Annotated in this window: 20 protein-coding genes and 1 other annotated feature; all 20 genes read right to left on the bottom strand. The window is 38.0% G+C overall.

The features are described from left to right. Positions 1 to 111: 111 nt before the first annotated feature. The 20 genes from AC4PG0_RS00925 to AC4PG0_RS00830 all read right to left on the bottom strand — a co-directional run bounded on the left by AC4PG0_RS00925 (position 112) and on the right by AC4PG0_RS00830 (position 20,129). Positions 112 to 633 (bottom strand): adenine phosphoribosyltransferase, encoded by a 522-nt coding sequence (locus AC4PG0_RS00925; RefSeq protein ID WP_003723528.1) that lies wholly within the window; start codon positions 631 to 633, stop codon positions 112 to 114. Next, positions 623 to 2,974 carry a single-stranded-DNA-specific exonuclease RecJ gene (gene recJ / locus AC4PG0_RS00920; RefSeq protein ID WP_492167683.1) on the bottom strand — a complete coding sequence of 784 codons (2,352 nt, stop codon included), beginning with the start codon at positions 2,972 to 2,974 and terminating at the stop codon, positions 623 to 625. The genes AC4PG0_RS00925 and recJ overlap by 11 nt, the downstream gene beginning before the upstream one ends. Positions 2,975 to 3,078: 104 nt before the next feature. Continuing rightward, complete coding sequence (locus AC4PG0_RS00915; protein WP_003771938.1) at positions 3,079 to 3,423, bottom strand: LapA family protein; 345 nt, start codon at positions 3,421 to 3,423, stop codon at positions 3,079 to 3,081. Positions 3,424 to 3,519: 96 nt separating this feature from the next. Continuing rightward, the gene (gene secDF, locus AC4PG0_RS00910) at positions 3,520 to 5,784 is read right to left on the bottom strand and encodes a protein translocase subunit SecDF (RefSeq protein ID WP_010991594.1); all 2,265 of its coding nucleotides are present in this window, start codon (positions 5,782 to 5,784) and stop codon (positions 3,520 to 3,522) included. Positions 5,785 to 5,893: 109 nt separating this feature from the next. After that, entirely contained in the window at positions 5,894 to 6,187 is a 294-nt protein-coding gene (locus tag AC4PG0_RS00905; protein ID WP_045553067.1) for a post-transcriptional regulator, read from the bottom strand. 140 nt (positions 6,188 to 6,327) lie between these two features. Then, complete coding sequence (gene yajC / locus AC4PG0_RS00900) at positions 6,328 to 6,660, bottom strand: preprotein translocase subunit YajC (protein WP_003767009.1); 333 nt, start codon at positions 6,658 to 6,660, stop codon at positions 6,328 to 6,330. A gap of 33 nt (positions 6,661 to 6,693) precedes the next feature. Then, entirely contained in the window at positions 6,694 to 7,833 is a 1,140-nt protein-coding gene (tgt, locus tag AC4PG0_RS00895) for a tRNA guanosine(34) transglycosylase Tgt (protein ID WP_003762399.1), read from the bottom strand. Between the two features lie 86 nt (positions 7,834 to 7,919). Further along, the gene (gene queA, locus AC4PG0_RS00890; protein ID WP_003771947.1) at positions 7,920 to 8,948 is read right to left on the bottom strand and encodes a tRNA preQ1(34) S-adenosylmethionine ribosyltransferase-isomerase QueA; all 1,029 of its coding nucleotides are present in this window, start codon (positions 8,946 to 8,948) and stop codon (positions 7,920 to 7,922) included. Positions 8,949 to 8,951: 3 nt separating this feature from the next. Further along, complete coding sequence (gene ruvB, locus AC4PG0_RS00885; protein ID WP_492167682.1) at positions 8,952 to 9,959, bottom strand: Holliday junction branch migration DNA helicase RuvB; 1,008 nt, start codon at positions 9,957 to 9,959, stop codon at positions 8,952 to 8,954. 15 nt (positions 9,960 to 9,974) lie between these two features. Beyond that, positions 9,975 to 10,580: a Holliday junction branch migration protein RuvA gene (ruvA, locus tag AC4PG0_RS00880; protein WP_003762402.1), complete on the bottom strand. Its 606-nt coding sequence runs from the start codon at positions 10,578 to 10,580 to the stop codon at positions 9,975 to 9,977. A 124-nt stretch (positions 10,581 to 10,704) separates the two neighbouring features. Continuing rightward, a complete protein-coding gene (locus tag AC4PG0_RS00875) occupies positions 10,705 to 11,640 on the bottom strand; it encodes an L-lactate dehydrogenase (protein WP_003762403.1) in 936 nt (311 codons plus the stop codon). Between the two features lie 66 nt (positions 11,641 to 11,706). Next, a complete protein-coding gene (locus AC4PG0_RS00870) occupies positions 11,707 to 12,432 on the bottom strand; it encodes a YebC/PmpR family DNA-binding transcriptional regulator (protein WP_003762405.1) in 726 nt (241 codons plus the stop codon). Between the two features lie 112 nt (positions 12,433 to 12,544). Further along, positions 12,545 to 13,393 carry a prephenate dehydratase gene (gene pheA, locus AC4PG0_RS00865; protein WP_003762407.1) on the bottom strand — a complete coding sequence of 283 codons (849 nt, stop codon included), beginning with the start codon at positions 13,391 to 13,393 and terminating at the stop codon, positions 12,545 to 12,547. A 67-nt stretch (positions 13,394 to 13,460) separates the two neighbouring features. Continuing rightward, positions 13,461 to 14,750, bottom strand: coding sequence for a GTPase ObgE (obgE, locus tag AC4PG0_RS00860; RefSeq protein WP_003767023.1), 1,290 nt, complete (start codon positions 14,748 to 14,750; stop codon positions 13,461 to 13,463). 159 nt (positions 14,751 to 14,909) lie between these two features. Next, a complete protein-coding gene (gene glpK, locus AC4PG0_RS00855) occupies positions 14,910 to 16,403 on the bottom strand; it encodes a glycerol kinase GlpK (RefSeq protein WP_045553069.1) in 1,494 nt (497 codons plus the stop codon). A gap of 74 nt (positions 16,404 to 16,477) precedes the next feature. Further along, positions 16,478 to 17,296: an MIP/aquaporin family protein gene (locus AC4PG0_RS00850; protein ID WP_003762410.1), complete on the bottom strand. Its 819-nt coding sequence runs from the start codon at positions 17,294 to 17,296 to the stop codon at positions 16,478 to 16,480. A gap of 366 nt (positions 17,297 to 17,662) precedes the next feature. Next, a complete protein-coding gene (gene rpmA, locus AC4PG0_RS00845; protein ID WP_003726866.1) occupies positions 17,663 to 17,953 on the bottom strand; it encodes a 50S ribosomal protein L27 in 291 nt (96 codons plus the stop codon). Between the two features lie 13 nt (positions 17,954 to 17,966). Further along, entirely contained in the window at positions 17,967 to 18,284 is a 318-nt protein-coding gene (locus AC4PG0_RS00840) for a ribosomal-processing cysteine protease Prp (RefSeq protein ID WP_003762411.1), read from the bottom strand. An 18-nt stretch (positions 18,285 to 18,302) separates the two neighbouring features. Then, positions 18,303 to 18,611, bottom strand: a complete 309-nt coding sequence (gene rplU, locus AC4PG0_RS00835; RefSeq protein ID WP_003719835.1) for a 50S ribosomal protein L21 — start codon at positions 18,609 to 18,611, stop codon at positions 18,303 to 18,305. Between the two features lie 12 nt (positions 18,612 to 18,623). Beyond that, positions 18,624 to 18,702: a sequence feature (ribosomal protein L21 leader region), on the bottom strand. Between the two features lie 65 nt (positions 18,703 to 18,767). Continuing rightward, entirely contained in the window at positions 18,768 to 20,129 is a 1,362-nt protein-coding gene (locus AC4PG0_RS00830) for a ribonuclease E/G (protein ID WP_045553070.1), read from the bottom strand. Positions 20,130 to 20,171: the final 42 nt, after the last annotated feature.

Raw genomic sequence — 20,171 nt, 5'->3', positions numbered from 1 at the left:
ATGCCGCTTGTTTGTTTATAAAGCACTTTTCCTTGTTTTTCCACATTTTCTAGTGGTTTAGAGATTTTTATGAAAAAAACTACTCCTAAAATATCAGGAGTAGTTCGTTTTTTATAATTTCATCAGGATTAAACGATCGTAACCATTTAATTTTTTATGTCCTTCTAATTCTTTTAGTTCGATTAGGAAAGCACAGCCAGCAACAATACCACCTAGTTCTTCTACTAGTTTGATTGTAGCTTCAATCGTTCCACCAGTTGCTAGTAAATCATCTGTGATTAAAACGCGTTGACCAGGTTTGATGGCATCACTATGCATGGATAATTTATTTGTTCCATATTCTAAATCATATTCCATTTCAATCGTTTCACGTGGAAGTTTACCTGGTTTACGAACTGGAGCAAAACCTATTCCAAGCGCATAAGCCACAGGACAACCAATAATAAAGCCACGTGCTTCCGGTCCTACAATAATATCGATTTTTAATTCTTTTGCATATTCCACGATTTTATCCGTAGCAAAACGATATGCCTCGCCGTCATTCATAAGTGGCGTAATGTCTTTAAAAACAATACCTTTTTTCGGCCAATCGTTCACAATCGCTACGTAATCTTGTAAATCTTTAATTTCCATTTTCTAGTTCCTCCGCATTCGGGTAAATTGATGTTTCCATCATTGATTTCATCCAACTATGAAGCTCAGTATAATTGGAGTATAACAGTTTTTTTCTAGTAGTTATTTCTTCTACCTTTTGTTGATAAACTATGGATTCGTCCAAATTACGTTTTTCAACAACTTGGTTAATAATAATCTGACCACTATCCATTTTAGCAAATTCTAAATCAAAAAACACCTTTGACATGAAATCTATTTGTTCTTTGTTCCAGCCAAACTTTTGTATAAGCCTAGGAGTGTATTTTTCGATTGGAAATGGTTGGAATTTTTTTATTAAGCTATATAGTTCAGCAAATGCTCCCCGATCAGGTATTGCTGGGATTTGATTACCTTCAGAAGCATCAAAATGAACAAAGATTCGCTCTGGTTTTGTTTCGCGTACAATTTCTTCTATTAGCTCTACTTTCGCCGGCATATCAGCAAAAACTAATTCCTCAGTTTGAAAATCTGCTGTAAAACCTTTCGTTTCATCGACCAATATATATTTTTGGTCCGCGAGGGTTGTAACTGTTCTTTCTTCAAAGCAAACAAAAAGTCGCTGCTCATTTCGTTCTTGTAAAATTCTAGACCATTCGGCTTTATTCCGCACATCAAAAAGTTGCCAGTGCGGGATGTGAATATCCATCATTCGAAGTTGTGGCTTTTTAATATTATTCCACTCATTAATAGACAGCTCACCGACAACATCTACTGCTGCATGAGGCGATATTTTCTCCACTAAGTCTCCTACACCAAAACCAATAGCATCTAAAGTTACATCACTATCTTCATTTGCAAGCATCGTTTTTAAATGAGTTTTATCTGCCCCAATTCTTTTAGTACCTTTTAAATTCATCTCTTCTAAAAGGAAAATTGGTTTTGGATTATCCATTCCAAACGGCGCTAATTTTTCTAATTGCGCTATAAAAGAAACAGAAATATCTGCAAGGTTTATTTTTTCTTCTATTTTCAAAGCAGGTCGAAAATCTTCATCGGAAAGGTGACTAGCTTCTTCTTGTAGCTTGTTATCAAGTTCAGTTAAGTTTTCTGCTGGTAAAGTAAGACCCGCAGCCATTGGATGGCCACCGAAAGCTGTCATTAATGAACGATGCTTATCTAACGCTTGATACAAGTGAAAAGCTTCTACACTACGTCCTGATCCTTTTGCTACACCAGTCACTGGATCAATGCCAAGTACGATAGCCGGTCGGGAATAAACGCTGACTAATTTTGAAGCGACAATCCCTAAAATCCCAGTATTCCAGCCTTCTCCGGAGACAACAATGATATTTCCGAGGGATTCTTTTGCCTCGATTGCAGCCATCGCTAATTTCGTCACGTCTACAACCACTTGTTTCCGTTCTTTATTAGCATCATCAATCTCTTCCGCTAAGAAAAGTGCTTCTTCTGGGTCCTCGGTTAAAAGTAAATCCGCGGCAGGATCAGCAGGACCAAGCCGGCCGACAGCATTAAGTCGTGGCGCAAGTCCAAATCCGATTGTTTCTTCTGTAGCTTCTTCTAATTTCAAACTTGCTTTTTTCGCTAAAACAGCAAGTCCTAAGTTAGCATTTTCACGTAATTGGCGTAACCCTAATTGAACTAAAAGTCGGTTTTCATCCGTTAAAGAAACTAAATCCGCTACTGTCCCAACTGCTACTAGATCCAGTAATTCTTTCGGTTCCTCACCAAGAAGGGCATGAGATAATTTATAAGCAACACCGACTCCAGCAAGTTCATTAAATGGATACGCAGATTTAGGATGCTTTGGATGAATTACTGCAATAGCATCTGGCATGACTTCACGCGGTTCATGGTGATCCGTAACAATGACATCTAGCCCGATTTCCTTCGCATGCGTCATCACTTCTAGTGCGGCAATTCCATTATCCACCGTAATGATGAGATCAACACCTTGATTTTTCGCCATATCAAATGCTGCAATATTTGGTCCATATCCTTCTGTAAAACGATTTGGAATATAAAATTCGGCATTTGCTCCTAAATGTCGTAGTGTCTTCATTAAAACAGCAATACTTGTCACACCATCAGCATCATAATCTCCGTAGACTAAAATCTGCTCATTTAAGTCAATTGCTTGTTTAATTCGAGCAACAGCAAGGTCCATTTCTGCAAGTAAAAATGGGTCGTAACTTTCATATTTCTCTGGGTGGAAAAATTTATCGAATTGTCCTTGCGTTGTAATTTTTCTTTTCCAAAGTAATTTTGCAAGTGGAAGCGAGATTTTTAATTGTTCGGCTAGTTGGCTAGCTTTCTCGTCGCTTGCTTCCTCGATATTCCATAAGTATTTTGAATGAATCACTTTACCCCACCTCTCAACCTTCCTATTATATCTAAAATTGCTAGAAAAACCAAGAGGAATCTTCCAAACAAAAACGCTAACTAAGTAAGTTAGCGTCTTCTTTATTATTTAATTGGCTCTACTGTATTTTCAGTATCGCGTTTTTCTACATTAGATGAATGTGTTTTCATCGATTTTGCAGCTGCTAATTGACGTTCTAGCTCTGTTTTTTCAGCAGTTAATTGTTTTACTCTTTTCTTCATGCCACGTGATTTGGCAATGTTTAAGAAAAAGATAATTAAACAACCAACTAGTACAGAACCTATAATAATTAAAATTAACGGCCACTCAGCTTGAGCAAATAAAAAGTTGACTTCAACTGGGTCTACATTAATAACTGCAAATATCGCAATAATAAGTGCTAGAATAATCCCCACAATCACTTGCCATTGAACTTTGTTTTCTTTCATCCTCTCTCTCCTCCTCGCAACAATTATCTTATTATTTACCCGTTTCAAGTCTATTAAAAACAGCCGAACTTCATTTTATGAAATTCGGCTGTTTTTTTAAACTACAGGTTGTCCATTATTACGTGGTTTTTTCTTTTTAACCGTACTAATCGGACCTTTTTTACGTAACTGTCTTGCTTTAAATACGTACCATAATTGCATTGCCATGAAGATGGATGAGAATACACTTGAAACCAATCCAACTAGTAAAGCAATGGAGAAGTTAAGAATTGATTCACTACCAAATAATACAAGTGCAAGTACAGTAAAGATAACTGTTAGAATTGTATTAATGGAACGAGTGAATGTTTGACGTAATGCTTTATTAACAGCATCTGCAATCTCTTCTTTTGTTTTAAAGCGTTGCATCTTCATGCTAATATCTCGTATCCGGTCGGCGGTGACTATCGTATCATTTATGGAATAACCGATAACCGTCAGAACCGCTGCAATAAATGTTAAGTCAACCTCAAGTCTTGTAACACTAAAGAAGATGAAGATAATAAAGGCGTCGAATAGCAGTGAAAGTATCGCTGCAATCCCCATATAGAATTCAAATCGAACAGCGATATATAACACGATTAAGACAGAAGCCACACCAAGGGCCCAGAAGCCATTTTTAGCAAGTTCTTTCCCAACTGTCGGGGAAACTGTACTAATGCTTGGTTCGTGCTTATACTTATCTTCAAAGTAATCTTTAAATTTAGCTACATCATTTTGTGATAAGGTTCCTTTGTAAGACACAACAGCTGTTTTCGATCCTGAGCCTTGGAACACAATATCATTCGATGGCATATCAATCGCATCTAAATCTTTCTTAATTTGCGTCTCAGTCAATGTTTGATTAGCTGTAACTTCTGCTCGAGTCCCGCTGGCAAAGTCAATCCCAAGATTTAATTTAAAGATGGATAGTATAACAATACCAACGATAACTATTGCAGCAAATATAGATAAAAATAGACGGTGATGTTTTACAAAGTCATAACGATCAAAGTGCGTTTTTAAGCTAAAGCTGTTAATACCTTCATGTAAGTTATGAATATCTTTTCGTTTAACTGCAAAGAAACCTGGTTTGTTGTTAAGCCAATTGCTTTTCACGAGTAATCCTAGTAAGAATCTTGAACCCCAAACAGCTGTTAGGAAGCTGACTAGAATACTAATGATTAGAACTGTAGCAAACCCTTTGATAGAGCTTGTACCGAAGTAGAAAAGAACTGCAGCAACAATCAGTGTCGTTAAGTTACCATCTAAAATCGCACGGAATGCTTCTTTTCCACCGACTTCAAATGCTGCTTTTGTCGACCTTCCGACCTTGATTTCTTCTTTTATTCGCTCGTATGTTATAACGTTTGCGTCAACAGCCATACCTATACCCAGAATCAAACCTGCAATCCCTGGTAAAGTAAGTGTGGCATTGAGTAAGCTTAGTATTAATAGAACTAAATAAGTGTAAGCAACTAATGTAATAGATGCGATAACACCCGGTAGACGGTAAACAGCCATCATGAAAATAAAGATAGCCATAACGCCGATAATACCAGCTAAAATAGTTTCTTGTAATGCATCTTGACCAAACTGTGCGCCAACAGATGTAGAGTAAACTTCAGTCATTTTTACAGGAAGTGCGCCAGAGTTTAACAATTCAGCTAAATCTTTTGCTTCTTCAGTTGTAAAGCTTCCGGAAATTTCTACTTTATCTGTATCAAGAACACTACTTACATTTGGTGCAGATAAGTAAGCTGGATTTTTCTTTTCACGTTCTGTTTTGTATTTTTGTCCTTCTTTCCAGTCTAACCAAATAACTAATTGATTGTCAGGTGCTTCTGCTAGAATAGTTTTTGTTACGCTAGCAAATTTATCTGCGCTTTTTAGTTTTAAAGTAACGATCGGATTATTGCTAGCATCGAAAGCTTGTTTAGCGCCACCTGCAACCAAGTCACTACCATTCATCATCATTTTGTCATTTGCATCTCTAAATGATAACTGGGCAGTAGTTGATAACATTTTTCGTGCTTCTGCTTGGTCAGTTACACCAGCAAGTTGGACACGGATGCGGTTATTTCCTTCGATTTGAATACTTGGTTCCGCAACACCTAATGAATTGACCCGTTTATCAAGTGAAGTAACTGTATCTGTTAATGTTTGCTTAGAAACAGTTCCTTTACCATCAGCTGGAGACACTTCATATAGAACTTCAAATCCCCCTTGAAGATCTAAGCCAAGATTAATATTTTGCATAACCATTTTCGCGGTACCAAATACAGCACCGAAGATAATTGCAACTACTAGAAAGAAAATAACTATCTTACTCTTTTTTACCATTTCTGTTTCGTTCCTCCCTCATCTAAACCATAACAAATCCCAGTCTAACAACTAATACTTAATGATTTTATGTACTTAACTTACTATTTAAGTATTCGTCAGCAGGCTGTTAATTTTCCACATTTGGTTGAAGCGAATTTTCCGCTTGAGCAACATGGTTATTAGATTCTTGTTCAGCTGTTGTCATAATAAACTGCATTAATTGTCCAATTTTCATTTGCATGACATCATTTATTCTTTCATGCAATGCTGGGGCTGGGTTATTCTTCCACTTTTCCTCTGTTAAAAACGCCCAAATGTGACTGGCCTTGATTTCTCGGTAGCCTAGAATATGAAAATCTTCCACTTTAATTAAAATCGCTGGTTCTAAATCCTCATACCAAGCCGAAAATGTATCCGTCATCAAGTCATCCCCTTTCTTAAACAATAAGCATATTCCCATTTTATCTAAAAAAAGCTTAAATGGGAAGTATAAGCTCTATTTTTATGTTTAAAAAATGCCACTCCACCGTTTAAAGGGAAATGGCATTTTTATTTCAAGTATTATTTGTTGTCTTCTACAACTTCAGTGTCATCAGAAGTTGTTTCTGCTACAACTGGATTAGAAACTGCATTACCTTTTTCAAGTACAGTTCTGATTGCATTACGGTCAAAAGTTAATTTGCTGTTTCCGCATTTCAAAATGACTGTGCCATCTTCAATTGCTTCAACAATACCGTGAAGTCCACCAATAGTAATAATTTTATCACCTTTTGCTAAACTACTTTGCATATTTTGTACTTCTTTTTGACGTTTTTGTTGAGGTCTGATTAATAAGAAGTAAAACAAAACGATCATCAAGATAATTGGTATAAATGTTACGATACCGCCACCCATATTTTCCAACTCCTTTCGATACTATATATATATTTAGAAATTTTTTGCATCAGGACGATTGAATCCATATTGCTCAAAAAATTCTTCCCTAAAATCAGCAAGACGATCTTCCATAATAGCGCCACGGACTTGCTTCATTAAGTTTAACAGAAAATGAAGATTATGATAAGTTGTAAGTCTAATTCCAAATGTTTCTTCACAACGAATCAAGTGTCTAATGTATGCACGTGAGTAATTTTTACATGTATAACAATCACAATTTTCATCGATAGGACGGAAATCATGTGTGAACTTAGCGTTTTTAATAACTAAGCGACCACTAGATGTCATACAAGTACCATTACGTGCAATACGTGTGGGAAGAACACAGTCAAACATGTCCACTCCTCGAATTACGCCATCAATTAATGAGTCAGGCGAACCTACGCCCATTAGATAACGCGGTTTATTAGCTGGTAATAGTGGTGTAGTGTGTTCCAAAACGCGATTCATCACGTCTTTAGGTTCACCGACAGACAATCCACCAATGGAGTATCCAGGGAAGTCTAGAGATACTAAATCTTTAGCACTTTGAGCGCGTAAGTCTTCGTAAGCTCCACCTTGGACGATACCAAATAAACCTTGGTCTTCTGGTCTTTCGTGTGCTTTTAAGCCACGTTCAGCCCAGCGTGATGTTCTTTCTACTGATTTTTTCATATATTCATGAGACGCTGGATACGGCGGACATTCATCAAAGCTCATCATAATGTCCGATCCAAGCGCATTTTGAATTTGAATTGCTTTTTCTGGTGATAAGAAAAGTTTATCTCCGTTTAAATGGTTGCGGAAATGAACGCCCTCTTCTTTAATATCACGCATTTTACTCAAACTAAACACCTGAAAACCGCCTGAATCCGTTAAGATTGGTTGGTCCCAGTTCATAAACTTATGTAGCCCGCCCGCTTCTCGAATTAATTCTTCTCCGGGACGTAACCATAAATGATAGGTGTTACTTAAAATAATACCTGCGCCCATCGCTTTTAATTCTTCGGGCGACATTGTTTTTACCGTTGCAAGTGTTCCAACTGGCATAAACATGGGTGTATCAAATGTGCCGTGTGGTGTATGAATTTTACCAAGACGAGCACCAGTTTGTTTATCTGTTTTTATTAGTTCATAACGAATGGCAGACATGTGTTACCTCTTTCTAATTTACTCTATTCACTAGCATAACGAAAATTACCGATGAAAACAAGCTTTTCTGTTATTTTTTTCGCAAATTAATGAATAAACATTGCATCGCCAAAACTAAAGAAGCGATATTGTTGTTCTACCGCATGGTTATAGGCTGCTAATATTTTAGTGCGATCAGATAAAGCGGATACAAGCATAATCAATGTCGATTTTGGTAAATGGAAATTAGTAATTAACGCATCTACTGCCTGGAATTGATATCCTGGAGAAATGAAAATATCTGTCCAACCTGATTCTGCAATTAGTTTACCATCATGACGACTCGCAATCGTTTCTAAAGTACGGATGGAAGTTGTTCCGACCGCAACCACTTTTCCACCAGCCGATTTGATTTTATTAATCCGATCAGCAGATTCTTCGGTTAAACGATAAAATTCAGAATGCATTTTGTGGTTTTGAGTATCTTCCACGTCTACTGGGCGGAATGTACCAAGACCAACATGCAGAGTTACAAATATTATTTCTACACCTTTGGCACTAATTTGTGCTAATAACTCTTCGGTGAAATGAAGGCCGGCAGTTGGCGCAGCAGCAGAACCATTTTCTTTCGCGTAAACTGTTTGATAACGATCTTGATCTGCAAGTTGCTCTTTAATGTATGGAGGTAGCGGCATTTCACCAAGTTGCTCCAATACTTCATAAAAAATACCTTCATAAGAAAATTCAAGAATTCGACCACCGTGCTCAAGTTCTTCTAAACAAGTAGCTTTTAACGCCCCATCCCCAAAGGTAATAGTAGCGCCTTTACGAATTCTTTTTGCAGGTTTTACTAAAGTTTCCCAAGCATTGCCTTCTTTTTGTTTTAAAAGTAATACTTCAATATGAGCGCCAGTTTCATCTTTAATTCCATGAAGCCTAGCTGGAAGAACACGCGTATCGTTTAATACTAGTGCATCTCCTTTATTTAAATAACTAATTATATCAGTAAAATGTTGATCTTTTATCTCACCTGATTCTTTATCAAGTACCATTAGTCGGCTTGAAGTCCGGTCAAGTAATGGGGTTTGCGCAATTAATTCTTCTGGTAAATCAAAATCGAAATCTTCTACTTTCATTCTTTATACCTCTTTTTCATAACTTATTCCTAAATGGTTGTATGCTGTTTCCGTCGCGATTCGTCCTCGCGGGGTTCTTTGTAGAAAACCGATTTGTAGTAAATAGGGTTCTTGCATATCTTCAATGGTTTCGCGCTCTTCGCCAATGCTTGCTGCGATTGTATCTAAACCAACAGGACCACCTCTAAATGATTGAATAATTGTATGAAGTAGCTTTTGGTCAATCGTATCAAGTCCTCTTGGATCCACTTGAAGTAGTGTCAGTGCCTCTTTTGCCAATTTTTCAGTAACTGTACCGTTCCCTCTAACTTGCGCAAAGTCACGAACACGTTTCAATAGCCGATTAGCAATCCGCGGGGTTCCCCTAGATCGTCTTGCAATTTCACGTGCACCAAGGTCATCGATTTTCGTATCCAATATCCCAGACGTTCTAAGGACAATTTCGGTTAACTGCTCTTCCGTGTAAAATTCCAAATGGTCAATTACACCAAAGCGATCTCTAAGTGGCGCCGATAAAAGTCCCGCTCGAGTTGTCGCTCCAATCAGCGTAAATGGCGGCAAATCTAAGCGAACAGAACGCGCGGTAGGTCCTGTTCCAATAACAATATCCAAACAATAATCCTCCATTGCTGGATATAAAATTTCTTCAATTGCTCGCGATAAACGGTGGATTTCATCAATAAATAAAACGTCACCTGGTTCTAAACTTGTCAAAATAGTCGCCAAGTCACCTGGGCGTTCAATCGCAGGTCCACTCGTTGTCTTAATTTCGCTCCCCATTTCAGAAGCAATGACTATCGCAAGGGTTGTTTTACCGAGTCCAGGAGGTCCATATAAAAGCACATGATCCAGCGCTTCATTTCGGAGTGTGGCAGCTTCAATAAAGACAGTTAAGTTATTCTTTACTTTGTCTTGCCCAATATATTGTGAAAGGGTCTGTGGCCGCAAACTAGTTTCAAAAGATACTTCTTCTGCGTCTACCGTTTCACTTGAAATAATTCGTTCATCCATGCCACAAGCTCCTCTCTATTTTGTCATTAATCGCAGTGCTAGCTTGATGTATGCATCGCTTGTTAAGTCGTTTTCTTTTGCCATTTTTGGTATAACTTTTTTTAGTTCTCTCGTACTGTAACCAAGTGCTTCGAGCGCTAAAACAGCTTCCTCTAGTTGCGGTGAAAGCCCCGTAACAATATCGTTTTCTGCAGCTTTATAGACGATTTCACTTGCAACTACATCTGCTAGTTTACCTTTTAAATCAAGGATAATTTGACGTGCTGTTTTTTTACCGACACTTGGAAATTTAGTTAAATAAACATCATCTTCTGATTCGATTGCAGTAATAAGTGGTACTACATCTCCAGAAGCTATAATAGCTAGCGCACTTTTTGGCCCAATACCCGAAACGCTTAATAATTTTTTGAACAGATAACGTTCTTCAGTTGACTGGAAACCAAACAAGGAAATGTTGTCTTCCCGAACATGTTGATACAAAAAGACTTGCGCTTCAGTACCTTCTAATCGTTGAAAGGAAAATGGGTTTCCTGTAATTATTTGATAGCCGATTTGTCCTGTTTCGACAACAATATATTCTGGTGTAATCGTTTTTACTATTCCTTTTATGTAATCGTACAATTTATTCGTCCTCTCTTCGTTTCACGTCATACATTATATGATAGCATAAAAAGGAACATCTGTACTAGTTTTTGTTCATAAAAGGAAATCGTTTTTTAGTTTACATAATAATATTATTGACTTCTTATATAGATTTTATATTTTCCTTGATTACAGCAGCTGAATGGTCAAATGCTTGTTGCTCTTGTTCGTTTAATTTTAAGGAAATAATTTCTTTTACACCATTTTGGCTTAAAACTGCCGGAACGCCGATTGCTAAACCAGTTTGACCATATTCGCCGTCAAGAACACAAGAAACAGTTAGAGCACGCTGACTACCGCTGAAAATATGACGGCAAATCTCTACAATAGTTCCAGCAATCCCGTATTCAGTGCAGCCTTTTTGATGATATATTTCAAAGCCAGTATCACGGGCAGTTTCACCAATTAATTTTAAATCAAGGGATTCTCCGAGTTTTTCCATACTATATTCATTTACTGGTTTACCGTATATCGAGGAATGTGACCAGACAGGAAACTGTGAATCGCCGTGTTCGCCTAAAATAAATGCATCGATACTTTGAGCAGCAATATCTAATTTCTCTGCTAACAAACGGCGTAATCTTGTTGTATCAAGCCAAACTCCAGTTCCAAGTACCTGCTCTCTTGGTAGTCCAGATAATTTCCAAACTTGATACGTAATGATGTCACAAGGATTCGTGGCAATTAAGAAAATACCCTTAAACCCGCCTTTCATCATTTCTGGGACAATACTCGCTACTATTCTTGATGTGCTTCTTAGTTCGTCTAAACGTGTTTGCCCTTCTTTTAATGGTCCCGCTGTCACTGTAATTACTGCAATATCGACATCTGCGCAATCACTTGCTTCACGAACTGAAATATCCATTTTCCCAGACATAAATGCTGCTGCATCTGCCAAGTCTTTCCGATTTCCTTCCACACGTTCTTTATTTAAATCAACAAGGATTAACTCCTCTACAAATTTTTGATTAACAAATGCGTGAGCCGCTGCCGACCCTACATTACCTGCCCCAATGATCATAACTTTACGTGGTTTCATTTTTATTTCCTCCTCTTGATTCATATAAAACACCCCATTCAGATTGCACAAAAGGGGTGTTTTGACTTAATTTATCTCAGCGTTTGTATAAACTTCTTGTACATCATCGTCATCTTCTAATGCTTCCATCATTTTATCAAATTGTGTTTGGTTGTTTTCTGCAATTTCGTTGTAGACAGTTGGAAACATCGAAAGTTCTGCTGTAGCAAAAGTATAACCAGCTTGTTGTAATGCATCTTTGACATCAGAAAATGCTCCGGGTTCAGTAAATACTTCAAAGACGTCATCACTTACCTCTACATCATCTGCCCCAGCTTCAATCGCTTCTAGCATAAACTCTTCTTCATCAACGGTTAAGCCTTCCCTTAGAATAACTAAGTAGCCCTTACGATCAAACATGTAGCTGACACTTCCTGTTTCTCCGAGGCTACCACCGTTTTTATTGAAAGCTACACGGACATTTGTACTTGTACGATTTTTATTATCTGTAAGCGCATGGACAAGCACTGCAATTCCACCTGGCGCATATCCTTCATACGTTACTTCATCATAATTTTCGCCGCTAGTATTTCCAGCAGCTTTATCTATAGCACGTTTGATGTTGTCATTCGGCATATTGACTGCTTTTGCTTTATCCATTACTAATCGAAGTGACGGGTTCAGATTCGGATCAGGGCCTTTTTTTGCTGCAACGAAAATTTCTCTTGCTAACTTTTGAAATACTTTAGAACGCTTGGAATCTTGCGCATTTTTTCGACCTTGAATATTGTTCCATTTTGAATGTCCTGCCATCTGTTTCACTCCTTCAAGTTTTAGTAAAGCTTTTCTCCTACAAATTTTAACGTAAAAAATAACTATTCGCAAATAAAAAAAGTTACCGCAATAAAATACGATAACTCATTATTTAAGTAGTTTGTAAGCGATGCACATGGTAAGTTCCAAGTTTGTTCGCCTTACCTCCTAAAAGCCTAATTTCATCAAGAGCGTTCGTTACAAGTGTTTCTTTACCTTCTGAAAGCACATCTATTAAGAAAAAATATTCTCCTAATGACGTTTTAAGTGGTCTCGACTCAATTTTACTTAAGTCAATGTCACGCCAAGCAAATGTAGATAATACTTTATGTAACGCTCCCGGCATATTGTTAGGTAAAATGACCGAAATCGAAGTTTTTTCTTCTTCTTTTGGTAATAAAATGGAAACTGGCTTACGACTTAAAACAAAAAATCTCGTTTGGTTCAATTCTAAATCTTGGGCATTTTCTTGAACGATTTCTAGTCCATACTCACTGGCTGCCATCCGAGGAGCAATTGCTGCTACAAGTTCAGTTGGATTATTGCTAACCCATTTTGCCGCATAAGCTGTCGAAGGTGTTACTTCACGCTCTACCCCGTAAAGTTCTGCCTGAAGGAACGTATGGCACTGGGCAAGGGCTTGCGGATGCGACATTACTTTTTGCACGGATTTCCAAGTTGCTTTATGAGCTGGATGAACCATTAAATGTTGCGCAATCGGTAAAACAATTTCCGCCACAACAGGGACACTTGAAAAATGAAATAAATAGTCTAGCGTAATATTGACGCTTCCTTCAATAGTATTTTCAATTGGGACAACCGCCACGTCCACATCTTCTTTTTCGATTGCCATAATGCAATCAGGAATAGTGCTTTTAGCAACCATCTCTTCTTTTGGAAAAGCTTTCGCTGCTGCTGCATGAGTAAAAGATGCTGCTGGGCCTAAATAAGCAATTTTCATTTTCAACTCTCCTTTTTATTGTAGCTAGGAAAAAAGCGTGCGCCAATTGATTGGCGCAGCACTTTTTTTAATCCATAAATTCAAATTCATAATCAAGTAAGCGAACAATGTCTCCGTCTTTAGCACCACGTTTTCTAAGTGCTTCATCGACACCCATTGCACGAAGTTGACGCGCAAAACGGCTAATAGAAGCATCCCGTTCGAAGTTAGTCATAGTGAATAAGCGTTCAATTTTGGCACCGCTAAGTACGAATGTACCATCTGGCTCTCTTGTAATTTCAAAGTCAGGTTCTTCAGCAACATACTTGTAAAGAACTGTATCTTCATCTTCTTGTTCCAGAATTTCATTGAGTGGGAATTCTGGGGTTGTTTCTAATTTATCTGCAATTGCAAGAAGTAATTCACGTAGACCCGTTTTTGTTACTGCGGAAATCGGGAATACCGGAATATCTTCAGCGATTTTAGTTTTAAACTCTTTTAAATTTTCTTCCGCGTCTGGCATATCCATTTTGTTCGCTACGATGATTTGTGGACGTTCCATTAAGCGTAAGTTATATTGTTCTAGTTCATTATTGATTGCCATATAATCTTCATAAGGTACGCGACCTTCTGAACCAGACATATCAATTACATGTACGATAACTCGAGTTCTTTCGATATGGCGTAGGAATTGATGTCCTAGACCAACACCTTGGCTAGCCCCTTCAATTAGACCTGGTAAATCAGCCATAACAAAACTACGTCCATCTCCCGCATCAACCATTCCTAAATTAGGAACAATCGTCGTGAAATGGTAAGCAGCGATTTTTGGTCTTGCTGCAGATACAACAGATAATAAGGTAGATTTACCAACACTTGGGAAACCAACTAAACCAACATCTGCTAATACTTTAAGTTCTAATTGTACATTTCGTTCTTGCCCTGGCTCCCCGTTTTCAGAGAGTTCTGGAGCTGGATTGGCTGGTGTTGCAAAACGTTTGTTACCACGTCCGCCACGTCCGGCTTTTGCAATAACTGCACGCTGACCATGTGCCACTAAATCAGCAATAATCTCTCCAGTATCAATATCTTTCACAATCGTTCCTTGTGGTACTTTAACAACTAAATCTTCTGCACCGCGTCCATGCATACTTTTACTCATGCCATGCTCGCCGTGTTCTGCTTTAAAGATTCGTTTAAAGCGAAAATCTACTAGTGTGCGCAAACCTTCATCTACTACGAATACAACGTCTGCTCCTTTACCGCCGTCACCGCCAGCAGGACCACCGTTTGGTACAAATTTTTCGCGACGGAATGCTACCATACCGTCCCCACCATTACCAGCTTTTACATATATTTTAACCTGATCTACAAACATAATTTTTATATTCTCCCGTTCCTTAAAAGTCTTATCTTTCATTATAACGAACAAACTATACATCTGTCACTATATTTATTTCTATTTCCAGATATTTATTTGTTTAACATCACAAAAATGCGCCAAATGCTTTTACACATTTGGCGCATCTTTTAACAATTATTTGAAAGCTTGTGCAGCTTTGACTGCTTTATGCCAACCTTCATATAAATCTTCTCTTTGTTCGTCTTTCATTTCTACTTCAAAACGTTTGTCTAGTTTCCAATGTTTTTTAATTTCGTTTTTATCTTTCCAAACTCCTACTGCAAGTCCTGCTAAGAAAGCTGCTCCAAGAACAGTTGTTTCTTTGTTTTCTGGACGTTCTACAGGAACACCTAGAATATCGGATTGGAATTGCATTAAGAAGTTATTAGCAGAAGCCCCGCCATCCACACGTAACGTTTTTAAGCTAATACCAGAATCTTGTTCCATTGCATACAGTACATCACGAGTTTGATAAGCAAGAGATTCCAATGTCGCACGGATAAATTGTTCTTTTTCAGTACCGCGAGTTAATCCAAAGACAGCACCACGAACGTCAGAATCCCAGTAAGGTGCGCCTAAACCAACGAATGCTGGTACAACATATACACCATCACTAGATTCAATCCGGCTCGCATAGTTTTCAGAATCACTTGATTGACGAACCATACGTAAGCCATCACGTAACCACTGAATAGCGGAACCAGCAACGAAAATACTACCTTCAAGCGCATATTCCACTTTACCATCAAGTCCCCAAGCTAGCGTAGTTAATAGTCCATTTTCAGAACGTACTGCTTTTTCGCCTGTGTTCATTAGTAAGAAACAACCAGTTCCGTAAGTGTTTTTCGCCATACCTTTTTCAAAACAACCTTGACCAAATAATGCGGCTTGTTGGTCACCGGCAATACCTGCAACAGGAACTTCTTCACCAAAGAAGTGATAAGGCACTGTGTCCGCGTATACTTCAGAGGAAGGACGAACTTCAGGTAACATTGCTCTTGGGATATTAAGCATTTTTAGAAGCTCATCATCCCATTCTAAATCATAAATATTATAAAGAAGTGTCCGGGAAGCATTGGAATAATCGGTAATATGAGCACGACCACCAGTTAATTTCCAAACTAACCAAGTATCAATTGTACCGAAAAGAAGTTCTCCTTTTTCAGCACGTTCTTGTGCGCCATCTACATGATCAAGAATCCAGCGAGCTTTTGTACCTGCAAAGTATGGATCAATCAAAAGACCAGTTTTTGATCTAATCGTATCTTCGTAACCATCTTTACGAAGTTGCTTACAAATATCTTCAGTTTGACGAGATTGCCAAACAATCGCATTATAAATTGGATTTCCACTTTCTTTATCCCAAATAACAGTAGTTTCACGTTGGTTTGTAATACCAATCCCAGCAATTTCTTTAGAAGAAATATTTGTTTTGAGTAATACGCCTGCAATTACTGCTAAAATCGAAGCCCAGATTTCATTGGCACTATGTTCAACCCAACCTGGCTTAGGAAAAATTTGATCAAATTCTTCTTGCGCAACGCCAATAACTTCTCCTTCTTCGTCAATAATCATCGCTCTTGAACTTGTTGTTCCTTGATCCAGTGCTAAAATATATTTCTTTTCCATGTAAAATTCCTCCTCTAGTTTTAAGTACAACGAAAGCCCAGAGACTTTCGTTTAGAGCTAGTTATTATTCTAGCTTATGCTAAATCTTTTTTCTTGTCGAGTTGCATTGTTAAAATAAGAATTAAAACAAATAATACTGCGAACACCCAGAACCACATTCCTAGTTCGCCATTAATAATTGCATTATACCCTAAAGCACCTAATGCACCACCCATAATTGGTCCAATAACCGGAACCCATGAGTAACCCCAATCAGATCCACCTTTGCCAGAAATCGGCCAAACAAAATGCGCAATTCTTGGTCCAAGGTCACGTGCTGGGTTGATTGCATAACCAGTAGTTCCACCAAGAGACATCCCGATAGCTACGATTAATGCGCCAACAACAAGTGGATTTAATCCATCTGAAAAGGAATTTGCACCTAGTGATAGTAATCCAAACACTAACATAAAAGTACCTAATGCTTCACCAAAAAAGTTAGATGTAAAATGGCGAATAGCTGGCGCCGTTGCAAAAACACCTAGTTTTGTTGGTTTATCTTCTGTTTTCTTCCAGTGCGGGTAGTAATGTAACCATACGAGTGTTGCACCAATGAATGCTCCGATAAACTGAGCAACAATATACGGCAATACATAGTTCCACGGGAAAGCACCTGCAAGCGCCATACCGATTGTTACAGCCGGGTTAAGATGGGCCATACTCATATATCCTGAAACATATACACCCATTGTAACACCTAGCCCCCAAGCTAAAGTAACAACGACCCAGCCGCCATTCTCTGCCTTGGATTTCTTCAGTGAAACACCCGCTACGACACCAGCACCTAAAATAATTAGGATGGCAGTACCAATTACTTCACCTAGAAATTGTGTTGCTAAACTTGTGTCAATCATCTTTTCCAACTCCTTCTTCTTGCTTATTTGTAGCACCGGAATTTTAACACTTACTAGTCCCCTTACATTCCGATTATCAATTAACTTCAAAAAAAGAATGACAATCAAAACGTAGGCACACTAGTACCCTTGCATCGTTTCGATTGTCATCTCTTCTCCTGACATGTTAATTAACTTGAGTCTATTTAATCACATCAAGAAAACGCTGTCAATCAAACGACTTGTCCTATTTTTCACAATGTCTCTTCATCTGCCTCTTTACTTTTACCCCAATTTAGGAGAGTTATAACCCTTTTTAAAAGAAATTAATTCACAAAGAAGAAAACACAAAAAAACCGCCACAAGTGACGGTTTTTAATTTTGTATTTAAGCTTCTTGTACTTCAGGATAAACGCTAACTTTTTTCTTGTCGCGTCCCATACGTTCGAAACGTACAACGCCGTCAGTTTTAGCGAATAGAGTATCATCGCCGCCACGACCAACGTTAGTTCCTGGATAGATTTTAGTACCACGTTGACGGTAAAGGATAGATCCACCAGTAACAAATTGTCCGTCCGCACGTTTTGCACCTAAACGTTTTGATTCAGAGTCACGTCCGTTAGAAGTCGAACCGCCACCCTTTTTGTGCGCAAAATGTTGAATATCAAATTTTAACATGAAATTCCACCTCCTATTTGGAGTTAATTTTTATATGATCAGGATAGCTGTACGCTAATGACCTTAGTTGATTTTCCATCCCTGTAAGCAAGATTTGTACCACATCATCTCCAACAAAATCAGCAGGCACAGAATAGTAAAGGTAACCCTCCGACTCTTCAAACACAGGCTCAAAGTCACGTACTTCTGAAATAGCATTAACCATCCCAAAGGCAATTGACGAAGCTCCTGCACAAACCAAATCACTGCCATGTTCGGCAAAATCGGCATGTCCACTCATTGTAAAAGAAACTATTTGGTTGTTTTCTCGCATAACATCGACTTGAATCATTTTTTTCGTCCTTTCAAATTAAGCATTGATTGCATCAATAGTTAATTTTGTGTAAGGTTGACGATGACCTTGTTTTTTGTGGTAGTTCTTTTTCGGTTTATATTTATAAACTGTCAATTTCTTCGCACGGCCTTGTTTTTCAACTTTAGCTGTTACAGTTGCTCCGTCCACGAATGGAACGCCAACTTTAGCGGAATCTCCGCCTACGAATAGAACTTTGTCAAAAGTAACAACATCACCAACTTCACCTGCTAATTTCTCAACATAGATTTCTTGGCCTGCTTCTACTTTGATTTGTTTCCCACCTGTTTCAATAATTGCGTACATACTTGCACCTCCTCATATACTAAGACTCGCCATTACAGGGGACTTACACAAGGTAAATACTTAACCCAGCTCTGTGCGGTTGTAGCTTGGTGCGCTACAAACATAACAGTAAAATGATAGCATAGAGAAGCTGTCTATGTCAATCACTTGTTAATTTTAATTTTCAACACGAGCAATTTGATAAAATGGAACTCGTTCGTCTGCCACTTCCCAATCAATTGGAGCGTTATTAAAGGTATTCAAATCTAAGAACGCATCTAACACATCCTCCGTGGTGATGACTTGGATGCTACTTGGATCTCCCATCATAATCCCACTTAATTCTCTTTCTAGTTGAAAAGCAAGTGTATCTTTTGAAGCAACGTGTCCTGTCCCGTAACAAACCGGACAAGGAATTGTTGTCACCTCTAAAAAGGATTGTTGTTTCTTTCGTCTCGTTAGTTGCAAGAGCCCTGACTGCGATAAAGCCGCTACTTGTGTCGTAATGTATTCTTCACGACTTTCTTTCTCTATCGCCTCACGCAGCTCTCCTTGCCCCTCCTCTGACATACCACCAATAAAATCAACAAGAATCATTCCGCTCATATTCCGAAGACGAATTTGCCTAAAAATCTCCGGAACCGCTTTTATATTAACAGCTTCTACCGTTTTTTCTTTAGCACTTGTACCTTTAAAACGACTAGAATTCACGTCCACTACCCACATAGCTTCTGTTTTTTCAATAAAAAGAGAAGAACCATTTGAAAGATGAACAACGGGTCTGCTAAGACGATCCATCTGTTGCTTAATACCTAAATCAGCAAATAAGTCCGCACTTTTCTTTAAACTAACTTCTTTATCAGTAAAATTAGCTTCCACTATCTTCGCAAATTCAAAATCATCAGTAATAATTTCTATTGGCATATAGCGCTGGATAAATTGCTTCGTACTCAAGAAAACGCCTGAAGCAGCAGATAAAAGCAAGCCAGGTTTCTTTCTTGTTTCGGCTTCTTTAACTAATGTTTGATATTTTTCTCTTGCTTGGTTTAATGCTAATTCTAATTGCTCTTTCGTTGCAGTTTCTGCGCTAGAGCGAATAATTATTGCTTCATTCTCTTCTAAAAGCGACTCCATTATTATTTTCAGAGGTTCTTTATCCTGAATTCTTTTGGAAATGGAAATATATTCTTTTCCGTGCAAATAAATCAGCAAATCTCCTGAAAATTCAAGAACAGCTGATAAAAGTGGAAGTTTTGTATCACTGCCTTCTCGAACAATTTGAACAGGTATTTTTGCGCCTTGTGTTTTTTCATAGCTAGCTGGAATATCTTTTAAATGTATAAAACCTTTATTTTGATTACCTAAATCAACAAAAGCTGCGTCCATTTTTCGGTCTATTTTTTGAATAAAGCCATAAAAAATATCACCTACTTGGATTTTGTTAGATGGGCGAATAATTTCAACATCAATTAGCACGTCGTCTTCTAGTACTGCTACACGTTTTTCTATGTTAGCTGCATTTATTACTAGTTTTTTCATCTAATCACCTTTTATAAAGACCCTTCATCCAAAAGATAAAGG

The sequence above is a fragment of the Listeria sp. MAN/IMW/UF464 genome (assembly GCF_058683955.1).
The sequence above is the reverse complement of the archived record's forward strand: the minus strand, read 5'-3'. Positions and strand labels throughout refer to the sequence as shown.

Coding starts and splice junctions, on each gene's coding strand:
- AC4PG0_RS00925 (WP_003723528.1), bottom strand. CDS start 633: ATGGAAATTAAAGATTTACAAGATTACGTAGCGATTGTGAACGATTGG.
- AC4PG0_RS00915 (WP_003771938.1), bottom strand. CDS start 3,423: ATGAAAGAAAACAAAGTTCAATGGCAAGTGATTGTGGGGATTATTCTA.
- secDF (WP_010991594.1), bottom strand. CDS start 5,784: ATGGTAAAAAAGAGTAAGATAGTTATTTTCTTTCTAGTAGTTGCAATT.
- AC4PG0_RS00905 (WP_045553067.1), bottom strand. CDS start 6,187: ATGACGGATACATTTTCGGCTTGGTATGAGGATTTAGAACCAGCGATT.
- yajC (WP_003767009.1), bottom strand. CDS start 6,660: ATGGGTGGCGGTATCGTAACATTTATACCAATTATCTTGATGATCGTT.
- tgt (WP_003762399.1), bottom strand. CDS start 7,833: ATGTCTGCCATTCGTTATGAACTAATAAAAACAGATAAACAAACTGGT.
- queA (WP_003771947.1), bottom strand. CDS start 8,948: ATGAAAGTAGAAGATTTCGATTTTGATTTACCAGAAGAATTAATTGCG.
- ruvB (WP_492167682.1), bottom strand. CDS start 9,959: ATGGATGAACGAATTATTTCAAGTGAAACGGTAGACGCAGAAGAAGTA.
- AC4PG0_RS00875 (WP_003762403.1), bottom strand. CDS start 11,640: ATGAAACCACGTAAAGTTATGATCATTGGGGCAGGTAATGTAGGGTCG.
- AC4PG0_RS00870 (WP_003762405.1), bottom strand. CDS start 12,432: ATGGCAGGACATTCAAAATGGAACAATATTCAAGGTCGAAAAAATGCG.
- pheA (WP_003762407.1), bottom strand. CDS start 13,393: ATGAAAATTGCTTATTTAGGCCCAGCAGCATCTTTTACTCATGCAGCA.
- obgE (WP_003767023.1), bottom strand. CDS start 14,750: ATGTTTGTAGATCAGGTTAAAATATATGTAAAAGCTGGTAATGGTGGG.
- glpK (WP_045553069.1), bottom strand. CDS start 16,403: ATGGAAAAGAAATATATTTTAGCACTGGATCAAGGAACAACAAGTTCA.
- AC4PG0_RS00850 (WP_003762410.1), bottom strand. CDS start 17,296: ATGATTGACACAAGTTTAGCAACACAATTTCTAGGTGAAGTAATTGGT.
- rpmA (WP_003726866.1), bottom strand. CDS start 17,953: ATGTTAAAATTTGATATTCAACATTTTGCGCACAAAAAGGGTGGCGGT.
- AC4PG0_RS00840 (WP_003762411.1), bottom strand. CDS start 18,284: ATGATTCAAGTCGATGTTATGCGAGAAAACAACCAAATAGTTTCTTTT.
- rplU (WP_003719835.1), bottom strand. CDS start 18,611: ATGTACGCAATTATTGAAACAGGTGGGAAACAAATCAAAGTAGAAGCA.
- AC4PG0_RS00830 (WP_045553070.1), bottom strand. CDS start 20,129: ATGAAAAAACTAGTAATAAATGCAGCTAACATAGAAAAACGTGTAGCA.